We start from the raw sequence: 14766 nt of genomic DNA, 5'->3' as shown, positions 1-14766 counted from the left end.
TCCACGAGCGTACCTACCCGGCACTTCCCGGTTGACGGCACAAAACAGGCCCACCCGAGCAGTGCTCGGGTGGGCCTGTTGCGGAGCGGGGCCGCCGCTAGCCCAGGATCAGGCGTTCGCCGTCCGGGCTCGAGTTGACCGACACCACGTCGCCGTCGTGGACGTCGCCGGCGAGAAGGAGCTTCGCCAGTTGATCGCCGATGGCCTGCTGGATCAGCCTGCGGAGCGGACGCGCGCCGTACAGCGGGTCGTAGCCACGGGCTGCGAGCCACAACTTGGCCGGTGAGGACACCTCCAACGTCAGGCGACGAGCCGCCAGACGCTTGGCGAGGAAGCCGAGCTGAATGTCGACGATCGACTCGAGCTGGTCCTCGGACAAGGCGTCGAACACCACGACGTCGTCGAGGCGGTTGACGAACTCGGGCTTGAACGAGCGCCGCACCGCGTCCATCACCTGCTCCTTGGTACCGCCGGCACCGAGGTTGGAGGTGAGGATCAGGATCGTGTTGCGGAAGTCGACGGTCCGGCCCTGGCCGTCGGTGAGTCGGCCTTCGTCCAACACTGCGAGCAGGATGTCGAACACGTCGGGGTGCGCCTTCTCGACCTCGTCGAAGAGCACCACCGTGTACGGACGCCTGCGCACGGCTTCGGTCAGCTGGCCGCCGGCCTCGTAGCCGACGTAACCGGGAGGCGCGCCGACCAACCGAGCGACGGCGTGCTTCTCGCTGTACTCGCTCATGTCGATGCGGACCATCGCGCGTTCGTCGTCGAACAGGAACTCCGCCAACGCTTTCGCCAGCTCGGTCTTGCCGACGCCGGTGGGTCCGAGGAACAGGAACGATCCCGTCGGACGGTTGGGATCGGCCACTCCGGCGCGGGAGCGTCGGACGGCGTCGGACACCGCTTGTACTGCGTCCTTCTGTCCGACGACTCGCTTGCCGAGCTCGTCTTCCATGCGGAGCAGCTTCGCGGTCTCGCCTTCGAGCATCCGGCCGGCCGGAATTCCGGTCCAGGCTGCGACGACGTCGGCGACGTCGTCCGGGCCCACTTCCTCCTTGAGCATCACGTCACCCTGGGCTGGCGAGTCCTCGGTCTTGGCTGCGAGCTCCTTCTCGAGGGTCGGGATGCGTCCGTAGCGCAGCTCGGCGGCCTTGCCCAGATCGCCGTCGCGTTCGGCGCGATCGGATTCGCCGCGCAGGTTCTCGAGCTCCTCCTTCAGTGCCCGTACCGAGTCGATGGCGTTCTTCTCGTTCTGCCAGCGGGTGCTGAGCCCGGCCAACTTCTCCTGGAGGTCGGCGAGTTCCTGGCGGAGCTTGTCGAGTCGAGCCTTCGACGCGTCGTCGGTCTCCTTCGCCAGTGCCATCTCCTCGATTTCGAGGCGACGGACCGCACGTTCGACCTCGTCGATCTCGACGGGGCGTGAATCGATCTCCATGCGCAGACGGGACGCGGCCTCGTCGACGAGGTCGATGGCCTTGTCCGGCAGGAACCTGGCGGTGATGTACCGGTCGCTCAGGGTTGCGGCGGCGACCAGGGCGGAGTCCGTGATCCGGACGCCGTGGTGCACCTCGTAGCGTTCCTTGAGTCCACGCAAAATGCCGACGGTGTCCTCGACCGACGGCTCACCGACGTAGACCTGCTGGAAGCGTCGTTCGAGAGCGGCGTCCTTCTCGATGTACTTGCGGTACTCCTCGAGGGTCGTCGCACCGACGAGGCGCAGTTCGCCGCGGGCGAGCATCGGCTTGATCATGTTGCCCGCGTCCATCGCCGATTCGCCGGTCGCGCCGGCTCCGACGATGGTGTGCAGCTCGTCGATGAACGTGATCACCTGACCGGCGGAGTTCTTGATGTCGTCGAGCACGGCCTTGAGCCGTTCCTCGAACTCACCGCGGAACTTCGCGCCCGCGACCATCGAACCGAGATCGAGAGACACGACGGTCTTGCCGCGCAGGCTCTCCGGAACATCGCCTGCGATGACGCGCTGGGCCAGTCCTTCGACGATGGCCGTCTTGCCGACGCCGGGCTCACCGATGAGCACCGGGTTGTTCTTGGTGCGTCGGGAGAGAACCTGTACGACGCGCCGGATCTCGGTATCGCGCCCGATGACGGGATCGAGCTTGCCTTCCCGGGCCAGCGCGGTCAGGTCGGTGCTGTACTTCTCCAGCGCCTGGTAGGTGTTCTCCGGATCGGCGCTGGTGACCCGAGCGCTGCCCCGGACGGCTTGGAAGGCGTCGCGCAGCTCGTTGGGTCCGGCTCCGTGGCCGGTCAGCAGCTTGGCGACGTCGTCGTTGCCGGTCGCCAGGCCGACCATCAGATGCTCGGTCGAGACGTACTCGTCGTCGAGTTCGGTGGCCAGGTGCTGCGCTGCGGTGATCGCGGCGAGGGTTTCACGGCCGAGTTGCGGAGTGGTGGTCGAACCGGTTGCCGAGGGCAGCCGGTCGACGAGGCTCTGCGCTTCTCGACGCACCGTTGCGGGGTCGACGCCGACGGCCTTCAGCAAGGGAGTGGCGATGCCGTCGGTCTGATCGAGCAACGCCACCAACAAATGTGCCGGACGGATATCCGGGTTACCGGCCGCGGATGCGGCCTGCAGAGCAGCGGAGAGTGCTGCCTGCGACTTCGTGGTGGGAGTGAAACTGTCCACCGGTCACCTTCTTTCGACTGGGTTCTGCGAAGACTGTCGCTCGGTACAACCATAGCGAAGTTGAGTCTGTTCCGCTCAACCTTGGATTTCTCCACATTCTGCGACGTGCGCGATATCCTCGACCGGTCTACTTTGGTGACGGTCGACAGCAGTGATTCGGTGGGGTGGAGGTGGATCGATGCTCGACGCGCGCACGATCTCCCTGGTCCGTACCGGATTCAAATCCGTCGTGGCCGCTCAGGACGGTCCGGCGCGGCTGTCCCGGTCCTTCTACGGCCATCTCTTCGCCCAGCACCCCGACTTCCGGGCTCTGTTTCCCGCCTCGATGGATGCCCTGCGTGAACACTTCGTCATGGCACTCGGCTACGTCTTCGAGCATCTCGACGATCCCGACCGCGTCGAACCGTTCCTCGAGCAGCTCGGCCGGGACCACCGCAAGCACGGAATCACCGGCGCGCACTTCCGTGCGGGTAGTTCGGCTCTGATCAGCGCGTTCCGCACCTTCGCAGGCAACGAGGTATGGACCGAAGAGGTCGAGACGGCCTGGAACGACGCACTGACCGTGGTGAGCGATGCGATGGCCGTCGCCGCCGACGACGACGAACTGCCGCCGTTCTGGAGTGCCACCGTCGTCGAGCATCAGCGGGTGCTCGACGATCTCGCGGTGGTCCGGTTGAAGACGGACGGCGAGATCCCGTACTTCCCCGGGCAGTACGTCAGTGTGCAGATTCCGCAGCGGCCCAAACTGTGGCGGTATCTGTCCCCTGCCATTCCCAGCAATCCGTACGGCGAGATCGAGTTCCATGTTCGACGCGTATCCGGGGGCTGGGTGTCACCGGCGATGGTCACCGAGACCGCGGTGGGTGATCGCTGGTCGATCAGTCCGCCGCTGGGCGGGATGCATGTCGATCGCGCGATCGGCGAGGACGTGTTGATGATCGCGGGAGGCACCGGTCTGGCTCCGCTGCGTGCGCAGGTCATGGAGATGGCGCAGCGCAGCAACAATCCGCGGGTGCATCTGTTCGTCAGCGGAACGTATCCGTGCGATCTCTACGATCTGGACACGTTGTGGCAGCTGTCGCTGTCGAATCCGTGGTTGACGATCGTTCCGGTGACCGAGCAGCTCGAGAATCCGTGGTGGTATTCGGGCACGCCTCGCGAGCTGCCGTGGGGAATGCATCACCGTCTGCACGGTGCGGTGGGCAAGGTGGTGACCCAGTTCGGCTCGTGGGCCGATCGGCAGATTCAGATCTGCGGGTCTCCGTCGATGGTGCGAACGACGATCTACGCCCTCCGCAAAGTGGGCACGCCGATGGAGCACATTCAGCACGATCCGTTCTGAATCAGTCTGCGCTGCAGGGCAATCAGCTGGACAGCGATTTCGGCGGCAGATCCTCGACGATTCCGCCGGCCACCAGTCGCGGAGTCCACGTCTCGGTGATGAGCCGGCCGTCTCCGGTGATGATCGCGTCGGGGTCGGGATCGATCAGGATGGGATAGCCGGTGTCCGCGGTGGCGAGAATGTTCTGCACCAGGAGGCCGTTCTCGATGGTGTAGTGCACCGAAACCGGATAGAGGTCGGAGTCGAATGCCCATGGGCGGCCGATGAATATCACTGCATCGCCGAGATCGTCGAGTACCGACACCGAGCCGTCGCGCTCGAGCCGCAGGCTCCACTGGGGCGGCATGGACGTGGCGAACTCGAATCTGTGGGGCGCTCGGGCATCGAGCAGGTGGATCATCAACAGCGCGCCGTCGCGGGGATCTCGTTGCGGAACAATGACTTCGAACGATCCGCATTCGTAGAATCGGGACCCGAACGGCCCCGGGATGCCCGCGCCGAGATCGTCTGCGATGGTGAGTGCGAGCCGAACGAACCCGGAGCCGTCCTCGGCCCGGAGCGTGATTCCCTCGGAGGGGTGGGGCAGGCGCGATTCGTCCCGCGGCGCGTAGGACAGCACGGCGCGCAGCAGCGGCTCGACCACCTCCGCGTCACCGTCTCGTGAATCGAACGTTCGCCGTCGACGATCGGTCATCTCCACCCCCTTCGCCTGGCAAGACAGTCTGCCACCGGGGCTCGAATCACGCGTCCGATTCTGCGGAAAACCATTCGTTCGTTCCCACACTCCGGGCACCCCACTGCCCGGGCTCGCCCCGCTACGTCCACCGACGCATGAAACCGATCAGTACGATTTTCTGACGGATTTCTGCAGGTCAGCCATGGTTCGCGGGATTCGCGGCAGCGGCTACTATGAGCCGGTTCGGTCCGCGGCGGACCGATCTGCCCGGGTGGGCAGCGGCTGTATCAGGAAGGCACACACATCCCCGATGTCCGCTGATTTCGCCGCACGTCTGAACCATCTGTTCGCCACGATCCACCCACCCGGACGCAAGCCACACACCAATGCCGAGGTCGCCGACGCTCTCGCCTCGCGCGGACACCAGATCTCCAAGCCCTACATCTCGCAATTGCGCTCGGGACAGCGCGCCAATCCGTCCGCGGACACCGTCGCGGCGCTGGCCGCGTTCTTCAAGGTCAAGCCCGACTACTTCTTCGACAACATCTATGCGACGAAGGTCGACCACGATCTCGAACTGCTCACCCAACTGAAGGGCTACGGTCTGCGCCGCCTGTCCGCTCGGGCATTCGACCTGTCCGAGGAATCGCAGAATCTGCTCAGCTCGATGGCCGAGAAACTCCGCGTGAGCGAAGGCCTACCCGCGGTGCCGCCGGACAGCACCCGTTAGGACCCGGTGTTCGCCGCTGATTTGGGTCGTTCCGCAGGCTCCACTCCCGCCGCCGCAATCCGCGCCTGCACTTCCGGACGCCGCAGCGGCGGCACCGTCGGCGGTGGCTGACGCCGCTCGGGAAGCGCATCGAGGAGTCGGTGCGTCGTCGCCGTCACCTCGGCGACGGCCAGCTCGAAGGCATCGCGGGTGGCGTCGGACGTCTTCTGTACACCGCTGATCTTGCGGACGTACTGACGCGCGGCCGCTTCGATCTCGGCGTCGGTGGCGTGCGGTTCCAACCCTCGTAAGGTGGTGATGTTTCGGCACATAGCTCGACGATAGCCCCGCATCTCACACCTCGAGAAGACCCGACAACGCCCGTAGACACAACGCGCGTACCTGCTCTCGGTCGAGGGTTCTGCGCTCCACCCAGTCCAGACACACAGCTCGCACGAAGGCGATCCAGCCGCGCAGCGCGGTGCGTACCGTCTCGTCGTCCTGCAGCGTCGTCGGCAGCGCGGCGAGGATCCGCTGCTGCTGGACGTCGAACTCGCGCGTGAGGATCTCGTTGATCAGAGGATCCCCCAGCAACGTGCCGCGATTGACCGCGCGGACGCCGTGCGCATGTTCGTCGGTGTACGAGATGTACGCGTCGAGGCCTGCGGCGATCTGCTCGAACACCGGCAACGAGGTGTCCGGCGCGGTCAGACCGAGGTTGCGCTCCGATTCGGCGCGGACGATCTCGACGAAGAACTCCCGCTTGGACGGGAAGTAGTGATACATCAATCCGCGTGACACGCCGGCGAGGTCTGCGACCTCCTCGATCCAGACGTCCTCGTACGGCCGCTCGGCGAACAGTGCCGAGCCGATCTCGATCAGCTGCGCACGCCGCAGTGCCGGCGTCATGCGCTTGCGCGGTGTGGTCATGGGCCTCGAACCTTACTTGACACCGGTTCAACAGTGAGTACGGTCACTATTTGACACGGTTCAACAAGGGCCGGTCCCGAGACTATGGAGTGGCGATGTCGACACAGTTCGCGGTACGAGGCGGCTCCCTGCCCCATCCCCCGCACCGACTCCCCGTGCTCGGCGACGTCGTCGGCGTCGATCCCCGCACCCCCGTCCAGGATTCGACCGCGATGGCCCGCACGCTCGGCCCGCTGTTCGAGCGGCACATCCTCGGCCGACGATTCGTCTTCGCCGCCGGTGCCGACGTGGTGGGTGAGCTGTGCGACGAGAAGCGCTTCGAGAAGTTCTTGCCCCCGGGCGTCGAGAATCTACGGGACATCGGAGCCGACGGGCTGTTCACCGCCTACAACCACGAACCGAATTGGCAACGCGCCCATGATCTTCTGCGCCCGGCGTTCACCGCAGGGGCCATGCGCGGGTACCACGAGATCATGGTCGACGTCGCCGACGACCTGATCGAGCATTGGGAGTCCCTCTCTCGCAACGCGTCACCGACCGATGTATCGGCCGACATGACGACGTTGACGCTCGAGACCATCGGCCGGACCGGATTCAGCTACAGCTTCGGCTCGTTCGCGCGTGCCGAGCCGCATCCGTTCGTCTCGGCCATGGTCGGTGCGCTGACGTACAACCAGCGGCGGGCGTTGCTGAAGGTTCCCGCGTTCGCCAAGCCTCTGTTCGCCCGCTCGGATCGCCGGTACGCGGACAACAAGCAGTACCTGGCAGACGTCCTCGCAGATGTCGTCAGGACCAGGCGCCGATCCACCGAAGACTTCAGCGACCTGCTCCAGATCATGATGGACGCCGCGCGTGAGGCCGACAATCCGAATGCACTGAGCGAAGCCAACATCGGCTGCCAGATCCTGACATTCCTGATCGCCGGTCACGAGACCACCTCCGGTGCACTCTCTTTTGCGCTGTACTACCTGGCGACGCACCCCGAGGTGTTCGAGCGCGCCCGCGCCGAGGTCGACGAGGTCTGGGGTACCGGCAAGCCCCAGTTCGGCCAGGTTCCCAAGCTGCGATATGTCCGACGCGTCCTCGACGAATCACTGCGCCTGTGGCCCACTGTCCCGGCGTTCGGCCGCGGGGCACGTGCCGACACCGTCGTCGGCGACGGCTACGCCATGGCGGCCGGCGACTGGGCGATCGTGCTCGCCACAGCGCTGCATCGCGATCCTGTGTGGGGTGACCGCCCGCACGAGTTCGATCCCGACAACTTCTTGCCCGATCGCATCAAGGCCCGGCCCGCTCACGTGTACAAGCCTTTCGGCACCGGTGAACGCGCCTGCATCGGACGGCAATTCGCCATCCACGAGGCCGTTCTGGTGCTCGGAACCATTCTGCAGCGCTTCGACCTGCAGGCCGACCCGTCGTACCGACTGAAGGTCCAGGAGCGACTGACCATGATGCCCACAGGCTTTCGGGTAAAACCCACAGTACGGCAGTAGTCAGTCGGGTAGCAGCGGAACCGAGATCCCCGGATCACGGCCGAGCAACACCCCACGAGTGAGCGACGTCGAGCCGAACTTCTTGTGCACCCCGTCGAGCGCCCGGTCCAGGGCCGAGGCCTCCGGCGGTGTCCGTACCTGCGGCGGGTCGAACTGCAGCTCCAATTGCTCCGCACCGCCCCTGTCGATGCTCGACACGGTGACCCCCACCAACGTGATGCCCTTCTCCGCGATCAGCGGCGCCGCGTCGTGCAGCAATTCGAGTGCGGCGTCGAGAATGTCGCGGGTGTCGGCGGTCGCTCGATCGAGCGTGTGCGACCTCGTCGCCCGGGTGAAATCGGCAAAGCGCAAGCGCAACACGACGGTTCGGCCGGTTCGCTGCGCGGCGCGCATACGGTGCGTGACGCGATCGACGAGCCCGATCAACGATGCCTCCACCTCGGCCGCGTCGTGCCTGCCGCGACCGAGTGCCCGCTGCGCACCGATGGAACTGCGCGACTTACCGGGCTGGACGCGTCGTGGATCCCGGCCCATGGCCAGCGCGTACAGGTGGGCACCCGCACCCTTGCCGAGTACCGAGGCCAACGACCGCTCGCCGTAGGCCGCGATGTCGCCGACCGTTCTGATGTCCAGAACGTGCAGCTTCTCGGCGGTCACTTTTCCTACGCCCCAAAGTCTTTCGATGTTCAGCGGGTGCAGGAATTCGAGTTCGCCGCCGGGCGGTACCAGCAGCAGGCCGTCGGGCTTGGCGAAGGCGCTGGCAACCTTGGCCAGGAACTTGGTGGTGGCGATCCCGACGGTGATGGGCAGCCCCACCTGCTCGGCGACGTCCTGCCGCAGGCGCTGTCCGATCTCGGTGGCACTGCCCGCGATCTTCTGCAGCCCGCCGACGTCGAGGAATGCCTCGTCGATGGAGATGCCCTCCACCAGCGGGGTGGTGTCGTGGAAGACGTCGAACACGTCCTTGCTCGCCTGCGAGTAGGCATCCATACGCGGCGGCACCACGATGGCCTGCGGGCAGACCGCGCGTGCCTGCCCGCCGCTCATCGCCGTGCGCACCCCGAAGGCCTTGGCCTCGTAGCTGGCGGCCAGCACCACTCCCCCGCCGACGATCACCGGCTTGCCGCGCAGCCGCGGATCGTCCCGCTGCTCCACCGAGGCATAGAAGGAGTCCAGGTCGGCGTGCATGATGCTCGCCACGGGTCTACCGGTGGACTCCACCGTTCCATGCTCGCACAGGCCACCGACACCCTCGGCCCGCTCACTCGCAGACGTGGTCCTCCGCGGCCTGCACTATCGGCTCGGCCCAGGGCTCGCCGGTCCCCTTCTCGTAGGTAGCACCGAGCGAATCGGTCACCTCGGCGACGGCCTCCTCTTCGGTGAGCCCCTGCTGAGCGCGGGTCTCGCAGAAACCCGGAATGTAGATGCCCAGTGCGAACACCTCGTTGACGGTGGTGCCGATGCCCTGCCCGTACAGGTCGTCGAACAGTTCGCTCATTCCCGGAGTTTCGAGAAATCCGTCCCTGGCCTCCTGCACGTCACGCGAGATGCCGGTGCCGGTCTCGGTCGACGTCATCTCGTAACTGCAGCCTGCGCTCAGTGCCATCAGGCAGAGTGCAGCGCCCATCGATATCCGACCCGCTCCCCGCTTCACAGAATCACCCCCGCTACCACGTAGGTCAGTGCGGCGACGGCAGCGGCCGCGGGCAGCGTCGTCACCCACGCTGCGAGCATGTTTCCCGCCGTCCCCCAGCGCACGGCCGTCGTACGCTTGGTTGCCCCGACGCCCATGATCGCCGACGAGATGACGTGGGTGGTCGACACCGGCGCTCCCAGTCCGATCGATGCCACGTACAGCACGGACGACGCCGTCGCCTCCGCGGCGAACCCCTGGGGTGGGTCGAGTTCGATGATCTTGCGGCCGAGGGTGCGCATGATCCGCATCCCACCGGTCGCCGTTCCGACCGCCAGCACCGTCGCGGTGAGGAAGTAGCACCACAGAGGAATCGTGTAGTCGGCCTGATTGCCCGATACGACCAACGCCAGCACCACGATGCCCATCGTCTTCGCTGCATCCTGCATGCCGTGTCCGAAAGCCATGGCCGCTGCCGAGCACGTCTGTGCCCGGCGGAATCCGCGGCTGGTGGCACTGGGAGACGATCGTCGGAACATCCACAGAATGGCCACCATCGCGGCGCTTCCGAGCACGAAACCGACTGCAGGAGAAACGATCATCGGGAGGATCACCTTGGTCGCGACGCCTCCCCACAGCACCGTCATTCCGCCGGCCAGTGCAGCTCCCACCATGCCGCCGACCAACGCGTGCGAGGACGAGGACGGCAACCCGTACCACCAGGTGATCAGATTCCAGCCGATGGCACCGACCAGGGCGCACCCGACCACGAGCAACGCGTCGGATCCGACGTCGAGGGCGATGATTCCCTCCCCCACCGTCGACGCGACCTTCGCACCGAAGAAGGAACCGAGCAGATTCCCCACCGCGGCCATGACGAGCGCCGTCCGCAGGGTGAGTGCGCGAGTGGACACCGACGTCGCGATGGCATTGGCCGAATCGTGAAAGCCGTTGGTGAAGGTGAACGCCATCGCGAGGGTGATGACCAGAACCAGTGCTACCACCGCGCACTCACGTCTCTTTCAGCACGATGGATTCGATGACGTGCGCTACCGTCTCGAAAGCGTCTGCGGCATCTTCGAGTTCGTCGCCCACTCCCTTGAGCTTCATCACGGTCAATGCGTCGAATCGACCGTCGAACAGATCCGCCAGAAAAGTCCGATAGGCATGATCGGCCCGGTTCTCGAGCTCGTTGATCTCGATCCAGTAGCGCTCGAGATCCTTCATCGACGCCAGCCTCGGCATTGCATCCGCCGTGACCTTGGCCGACCGGTCGAGGATGTCGATCATGTCGTGCATGTGCGGGGTCAGTTCGTCGATTCGGTACAGCGAGAGCAGATGTGTCGCCGCTTCCATGTGGTCCATCACGTCGTCGAGGCTCGAGCCGAGGACGTAGATGTCGGTGCGATCGAACGGGGTGATGAAGCTCGAGTTCAAGGTGCGGAACAGATCGTGGGTGACGCTGTCGGCTTCGTGCTCGAGATCGACCATGCGCCGCGCCACCGCATCGATTTCCGGTGCGGATTCGAGCAGTTCGGTCAACGTCTTCGCTCCGGTGGCCAACAGCTGAGCCGAGGAGTTGAACAGGTCGTAGAACAGAACGGACTTGGGTTTGAAGCGTGCGAACATCTTTCGTCTCCTGAAGGGTGCGGCTACCGGCGAGCGCCGGCGTAGGGCTCGAGCAGATCCGACGGCACGCGGTGGTCGGCATCGGCGGGCAGGACCAGTTCGGGCGCACCGGCGCGTGATCGAGGTGCCATCTCGAACGCCTCGATCGACTGGCAGTACTTCGAGACTCGGATGACGGACATGTTCATCCGTGCCGTCATGTCGGTCACCCAGTACGGCACTCGTTCGTTGGCCTTGATCTCCAGGATCGCGAGCTTGGGCGGGATGATGAAGCGGTTCTGGGCACCGGAATCGAATCGGAAGTCGCGATCCCGACCGTGCACCTTGTGATCGATCGTCACCCGTAGACCGAGGTCGGCCTCACGACCGATGTACGCCTCGCGCAGATAACCGGTGGTGACCATCGGACGCAGATCCAGATTGGCGATCAACGTGCTGACCTCGTTGACGAACGGGCGTTGACTGGGATCGCATTCTATCTCCTCGCGGCCGTTGAGCCACCGCTGAGAAACGTCGTAGGGCAACGAGATTCGGCGCTTCTGGGTGACCCTGTTGACGCGCTGCTTGATCTCGATCTGCACCGGCGTGTCGTCGGTGCACTCGGACGGCGCCCCGTACAGCCGTACCCGCACCTTGCGCCTGAACTTCAGGCCCTCGATCTTCTCCCAGTAGAACCGCAGATCGGTGGTGTCGTAGTACAGCGAGGTGACCGGGTAGCCACCCTTGGGCGAGAACGGGTCGGTGTCCATCCGTGCCGTCAGTTCTTCACGGACCTGAGCGACGTCGGCCTCGGCAACGAAATACTTGATCTCGTACCGATTGAACGAGTGCAGCTTGCTGGCGGTCTGCTGGTAACCGGTGGGCTCGGTGTTGAGGTCCTCCGGCGACGCACCCTGCTTCTCCAAAGCGGCCTTGGGTCGAAATTTGTCGAACAGATTCATGGATCGAACCTTCCTTCGGTGGGTGTGCATGGTCGGGCGACGCCGCGTTCAGTTCGGCTCCGCGAACACGATCGGGGGTAGTTCGGTGGCTCCGTCGGCCTCGGACGCGAGCAGCAGTTCACCCGCGTCGGTGTAGGCGACGGCCTCCCCCTGTGGTTGATCGGGTCCCTCGACAACACGGGCGGGAGCGCCCGAGAATGCCGCGGGCACATCACCGTCGGCGATTTCGAAGACGAACAGATCCTTCTTGGTTCGCAGTGCCCCCACTGTGGCGTCGGCATCGACGGCTGCACCGGTGATCGGTCTGCTCGACCCGTCCGGCGCAGTCGCAGACACCGTTCCGGAACGGACCAGATCGATGGATGTCGTTGTGGTGTCGATGGTTTCGTCACTGCTGTAGATCGACGCGGCCGCACCGCCCGAGACCTTGGTGATCAGCACCGGTTGCCCGGTGGGCGTCAGAGCGAACGCCTCGACGTCGTGTGCGCCGTCGAGGTAGCGCATCGTGATCGAGGTGCGCCGGTCGGTGGCCACGTCGACGCCGATCAACGTGACGCTCTCCCGGTCGCTGTCGTTGTCACCGGTGTCGGCGAGCCACACGATCCCCGCGCTGTCGACGGCCATGTCCTCGACGTCGACCGTCTCGACTCCGACGTCGACCCACCCGGTCACCTCGCAGGCACGGTCGAGCACCGCCAGCCGATCGTCGCTGCCGCGGTCTCCGATGGCGTAGCCGGTGTCGCCCCTCCACGCCAGGCCCGACAACTCGGACAGGCCCGAGTCGGTGGGGGTGCACCAAATTTCGAACGGTGCTGTTGCGGTCGTGGGTTCGACAGCCGCGAGCTCGGTTGCAGAACACGACGCGAGGACCCCGCACCCCGCGAGAATCATGCCCACGCGTCGTCTCCGAGTGTTCATCCGACCGTCGCCTACCCGCCACGAGATCGAGCGTCGGCGGTCACCGCGCGGGAGCAGCATCGGTTCATGAACGGTCGAACTTCTGTTCCCGAGTTGCTGGTCGCCACCGGCACTGCGCGCACGCTGTCGCAGGCCGCCTCCTTCGTGATGGAGGGAATGGTCCTGATCAACGGCTTGCCGCTGCGCGATCCTCGCCGCGAAGTTTCCCCGGCAGACACCCTGACCCTGCGCTGACCGCCGAGACATCACGACGATCCCGTCACGACAGGATCGTCGGCGAGTGCATCGGTGCGAATCTGCAGCCGTGACTTCAATTCCGCAGCCTCGGCGTCGATCTCCTCCCGAGTGAGCGCCGCCGACGTCGGAATGGATGCGGTGACCTCGTCGACGATGTCGAGCACTCGGCCGCTCGCCCACAGCTCGTCGTAGATGGTGCGGAAGGCAGCGTCGTACTCGTCGGTGAATTCGGTCGAGTCCAGGAACATGTCCTTGAGCGAATTACCCAACATCGGGCCGCCCTCGGGCATCCCCCCGCCTTCCGGAATCTCCATTCCCTCCGGCGGTGTGAACCCCTCGGGCATCTGCGGCATCCCGCCGCCACCTGCCCCGCCGCCACCGGGCATCATCGACACCGCGTCGTTCGCACCGGCGGTGGAATCTGAGTTCAGAGCCAGATTCAGATCCCACGACACGACCGAGAACGTCTTCGAGTCCAGGTCGTAGTACAGGTAGAAGTTCTTTCCCGGGCCGCCCATGTCGTCGCCGTTGCCCAGCAAGTTCTGCAGGGCAAGGTAATTCGCCAGTGAGTCGACATCGACATAGTCGGCCAGATGCGCATCGAACTCGGCCTGATCGGCACCGTCGAGCCACTTCAACAGCGTGATGATCGGTTGCAGGTCCGCGGTGCCGAGAGCGTTGATCTGGGTGTACTGCTCGGCGTACGTCGTCTGATCGTCTCCCTCGTACGTGAAACTGGCTTCGGCACCGACCTTGTACAGCACCCCGTCGCCGTCCTCCAGGGAGTTGGCGTAGTCGTCGTCGGGAGCGACGACGACCAGCCGCGTCGTCTCGGCCGAGTCGTTCACCGAATACGTGGTGTAGGTGAAGTCCTGGGTCGCCTGACCCGAGGCCTCGGTGATCGCAAGAGACACCGACTCGTTCAAAGCGGGCGTATACGGCCGAAGCGACAGCGTCGTGTGACCCTGATAGGCCCGCCCCTCGGAATACTCCGCGAAGTCGATCAGAAACGGAAGATCCTCGGGCGCATCGAAACTGAGCGGCTCCCCGAACATATTCATCCCAGCACCGCCGGGCATGGCCCCACCTTCCAGCATGGCCGCACCCTCCGGCATGGCCCCACCTTCCGGCATGGCTGCACCCTCGGGCATGGCTGCACCGTCTGCAGGTGCTGGTCGACCGGATGTCCCGGCAGTACCTCCGCCGCGCCCGGGCATCGAGCCGTCGTCGCTGCTGAGAGTGGCCAGCGTGGAATTGCCCTTCAACCTGATACCGACGTCGGCGATCAGGGTTCCGTCGATGGTGATGTCTGCGGGTACCGACTCCTTGACCCCTTCGTTCTGGAAGGAGTCCTTCAGTGTCTGGTAGTCGCCGACGTCAACGTCGATCGAAATGGAGTGCGACACAGTGGGATCGAACAGATCGACCGTGCCCTGGACGTTCTCGGTGATCTCGGAGGCGATCACGGTTGCATCACCGGTGATGTACGGGCGGATCCGGGTCGACCCGAACACGGTCGCCATCACCACGACGAACACCAGCAGGGTGGCAGCAATTTTCCAGTGCTGCCGCACCGTCCGCGGTACTCGGTGGACGAGCCTCCTTCGCAGGGTT

At 65.1% G+C, this 14766-nt stretch carries 15 protein-coding genes; 4 read left to right on the top strand and 11 right to left on the bottom strand.

The annotated features are described in order from the left end of the window. Positions 1 to 97: 97 nt before the first annotated feature. A complete protein-coding gene (gene clpB / locus CH283_RS00940) occupies positions 98 to 2644 on the bottom strand; it encodes an ATP-dependent chaperone ClpB (RefSeq protein WP_068053854.1) in 2547 nt (848 codons plus the stop codon). Positions 2645 to 2822: 178 nt separating this feature from the next. Between clpB and CH283_RS00935 the strand changes: the two genes are divergently transcribed. Further along, on the top strand, positions 2823 to 3986 hold the full coding sequence (locus CH283_RS00935) for a globin domain-containing protein (protein WP_094640944.1): 1164 nt from the start codon (positions 2823 to 2825) through the stop codon (positions 3984 to 3986). 22 nt (positions 3987 to 4008) lie between these two features. Here CH283_RS00935 and CH283_RS00930 read toward each other — a convergent pair whose 3' ends face one another. Next, on the bottom strand, positions 4009 to 4680 hold the full coding sequence (locus CH283_RS00930) for a hypothetical protein (RefSeq protein WP_141215322.1): 672 nt from the start codon (positions 4678 to 4680) through the stop codon (positions 4009 to 4011). Between the two features lie 292 nt (positions 4681 to 4972). On the opposite strand from CH283_RS00930, the gene CH283_RS00925 reads away from it, so the two are divergent. Continuing rightward, complete coding sequence (locus CH283_RS00925; protein ID WP_068053936.1) at positions 4973 to 5392, top strand: helix-turn-helix domain-containing protein; 420 nt, start codon at positions 4973 to 4975, stop codon at positions 5390 to 5392. Here the strand turns inward: CH283_RS00925 and CH283_RS00920 are convergent. Further along, positions 5389 to 5703, bottom strand: a complete 315-nt coding sequence (locus tag CH283_RS00920; RefSeq protein WP_094640942.1) for a DUF2277 domain-containing protein — start codon at positions 5701 to 5703, stop codon at positions 5389 to 5391. The genes CH283_RS00925 and CH283_RS00920 overlap by 4 nt on opposite strands. A gap of 22 nt (positions 5704 to 5725) precedes the next feature. Next, positions 5726 to 6301, bottom strand: a complete 576-nt coding sequence (locus CH283_RS00915) for a TetR/AcrR family transcriptional regulator (protein WP_094640941.1) — start codon at positions 6299 to 6301, stop codon at positions 5726 to 5728. 95 nt (positions 6302 to 6396) lie between these two features. Between CH283_RS00915 and CH283_RS00910 the strand changes: the two genes are divergently transcribed. After that, positions 6397 to 7794 carry a cytochrome P450 gene (locus CH283_RS00910; protein WP_094640940.1) on the top strand — a complete coding sequence of 466 codons (1398 nt, stop codon included), beginning with the start codon at positions 6397 to 6399 and terminating at the stop codon, positions 7792 to 7794. Here the strand turns inward: CH283_RS00910 and dinB are convergent, their stop codons facing one another. The 6 genes from dinB to CH283_RS00880 form a co-directional block, all read right to left on the bottom strand. Beyond that, the gene (gene dinB, locus CH283_RS00905; protein WP_176460440.1) at positions 7795 to 8982 is read right to left on the bottom strand and encodes a DNA polymerase IV; all 1188 of its coding nucleotides are present in this window, start codon (positions 8980 to 8982) and stop codon (positions 7795 to 7797) included. Positions 8983 to 9055: 73 nt separating this feature from the next. Then, entirely contained in the window at positions 9056 to 9400 is a 345-nt protein-coding gene (locus CH283_RS00900; RefSeq protein ID WP_094640938.1) for a hypothetical protein, read from the bottom strand. Between the two features lie 44 nt (positions 9401 to 9444). Beyond that, the gene (locus tag CH283_RS00895; RefSeq protein ID WP_094640937.1) at positions 9445 to 10431 is read right to left on the bottom strand and encodes an inorganic phosphate transporter; all 987 of its coding nucleotides are present in this window, start codon (positions 10429 to 10431) and stop codon (positions 9445 to 9447) included. A 7-nt stretch (positions 10432 to 10438) separates the two neighbouring features. Continuing rightward, on the bottom strand, positions 10439 to 11056 hold the full coding sequence (locus CH283_RS00890; protein ID WP_094640936.1) for a DUF47 domain-containing protein: 618 nt from the start codon (positions 11054 to 11056) through the stop codon (positions 10439 to 10441). Positions 11057 to 11079: 23 nt separating this feature from the next. Beyond that, the gene (locus CH283_RS00885) at positions 11080 to 11997 is read right to left on the bottom strand and encodes a polyphosphate polymerase domain-containing protein (protein WP_068053816.1); all 918 of its coding nucleotides are present in this window, start codon (positions 11995 to 11997) and stop codon (positions 11080 to 11082) included. Positions 11998 to 12045: 48 nt separating this feature from the next. Further along, a complete protein-coding gene (locus CH283_RS00880; protein WP_141215323.1) occupies positions 12046 to 12915 on the bottom strand; it encodes a hypothetical protein in 870 nt (289 codons plus the stop codon). A 66-nt stretch (positions 12916 to 12981) separates the two neighbouring features. Between CH283_RS00880 and CH283_RS28145 the strand changes: the two genes are divergently transcribed. Next, a complete protein-coding gene (locus CH283_RS28145; protein WP_176460421.1) occupies positions 12982 to 13149 on the top strand; it encodes a S4 domain-containing protein in 168 nt (55 codons plus the stop codon). A gap of 11 nt (positions 13150 to 13160) precedes the next feature. Here CH283_RS28145 and CH283_RS00875 read toward each other — a convergent pair whose 3' ends face one another. After that, positions 13161 to 14762: a CotH kinase family protein gene (locus CH283_RS00875; protein ID WP_094641410.1), complete on the bottom strand. Its 1602-nt coding sequence runs from the start codon at positions 14760 to 14762 to the stop codon at positions 13161 to 13163. Positions 14763 to 14766: the final 4 nt, after the last annotated feature.

This window comes from Rhodococcus sp. 05-2254-2, assembly GCF_002259095.1.
In the GTDB taxonomy this organism is placed as follows: domain Bacteria; phylum Actinomycetota; class Actinomycetes; order Mycobacteriales; family Mycobacteriaceae; genus Rhodococcoides.
The sequence above is the reverse complement of the archived record's forward strand: the minus strand, read 5'-3'. Positions and strand labels throughout refer to the sequence as shown.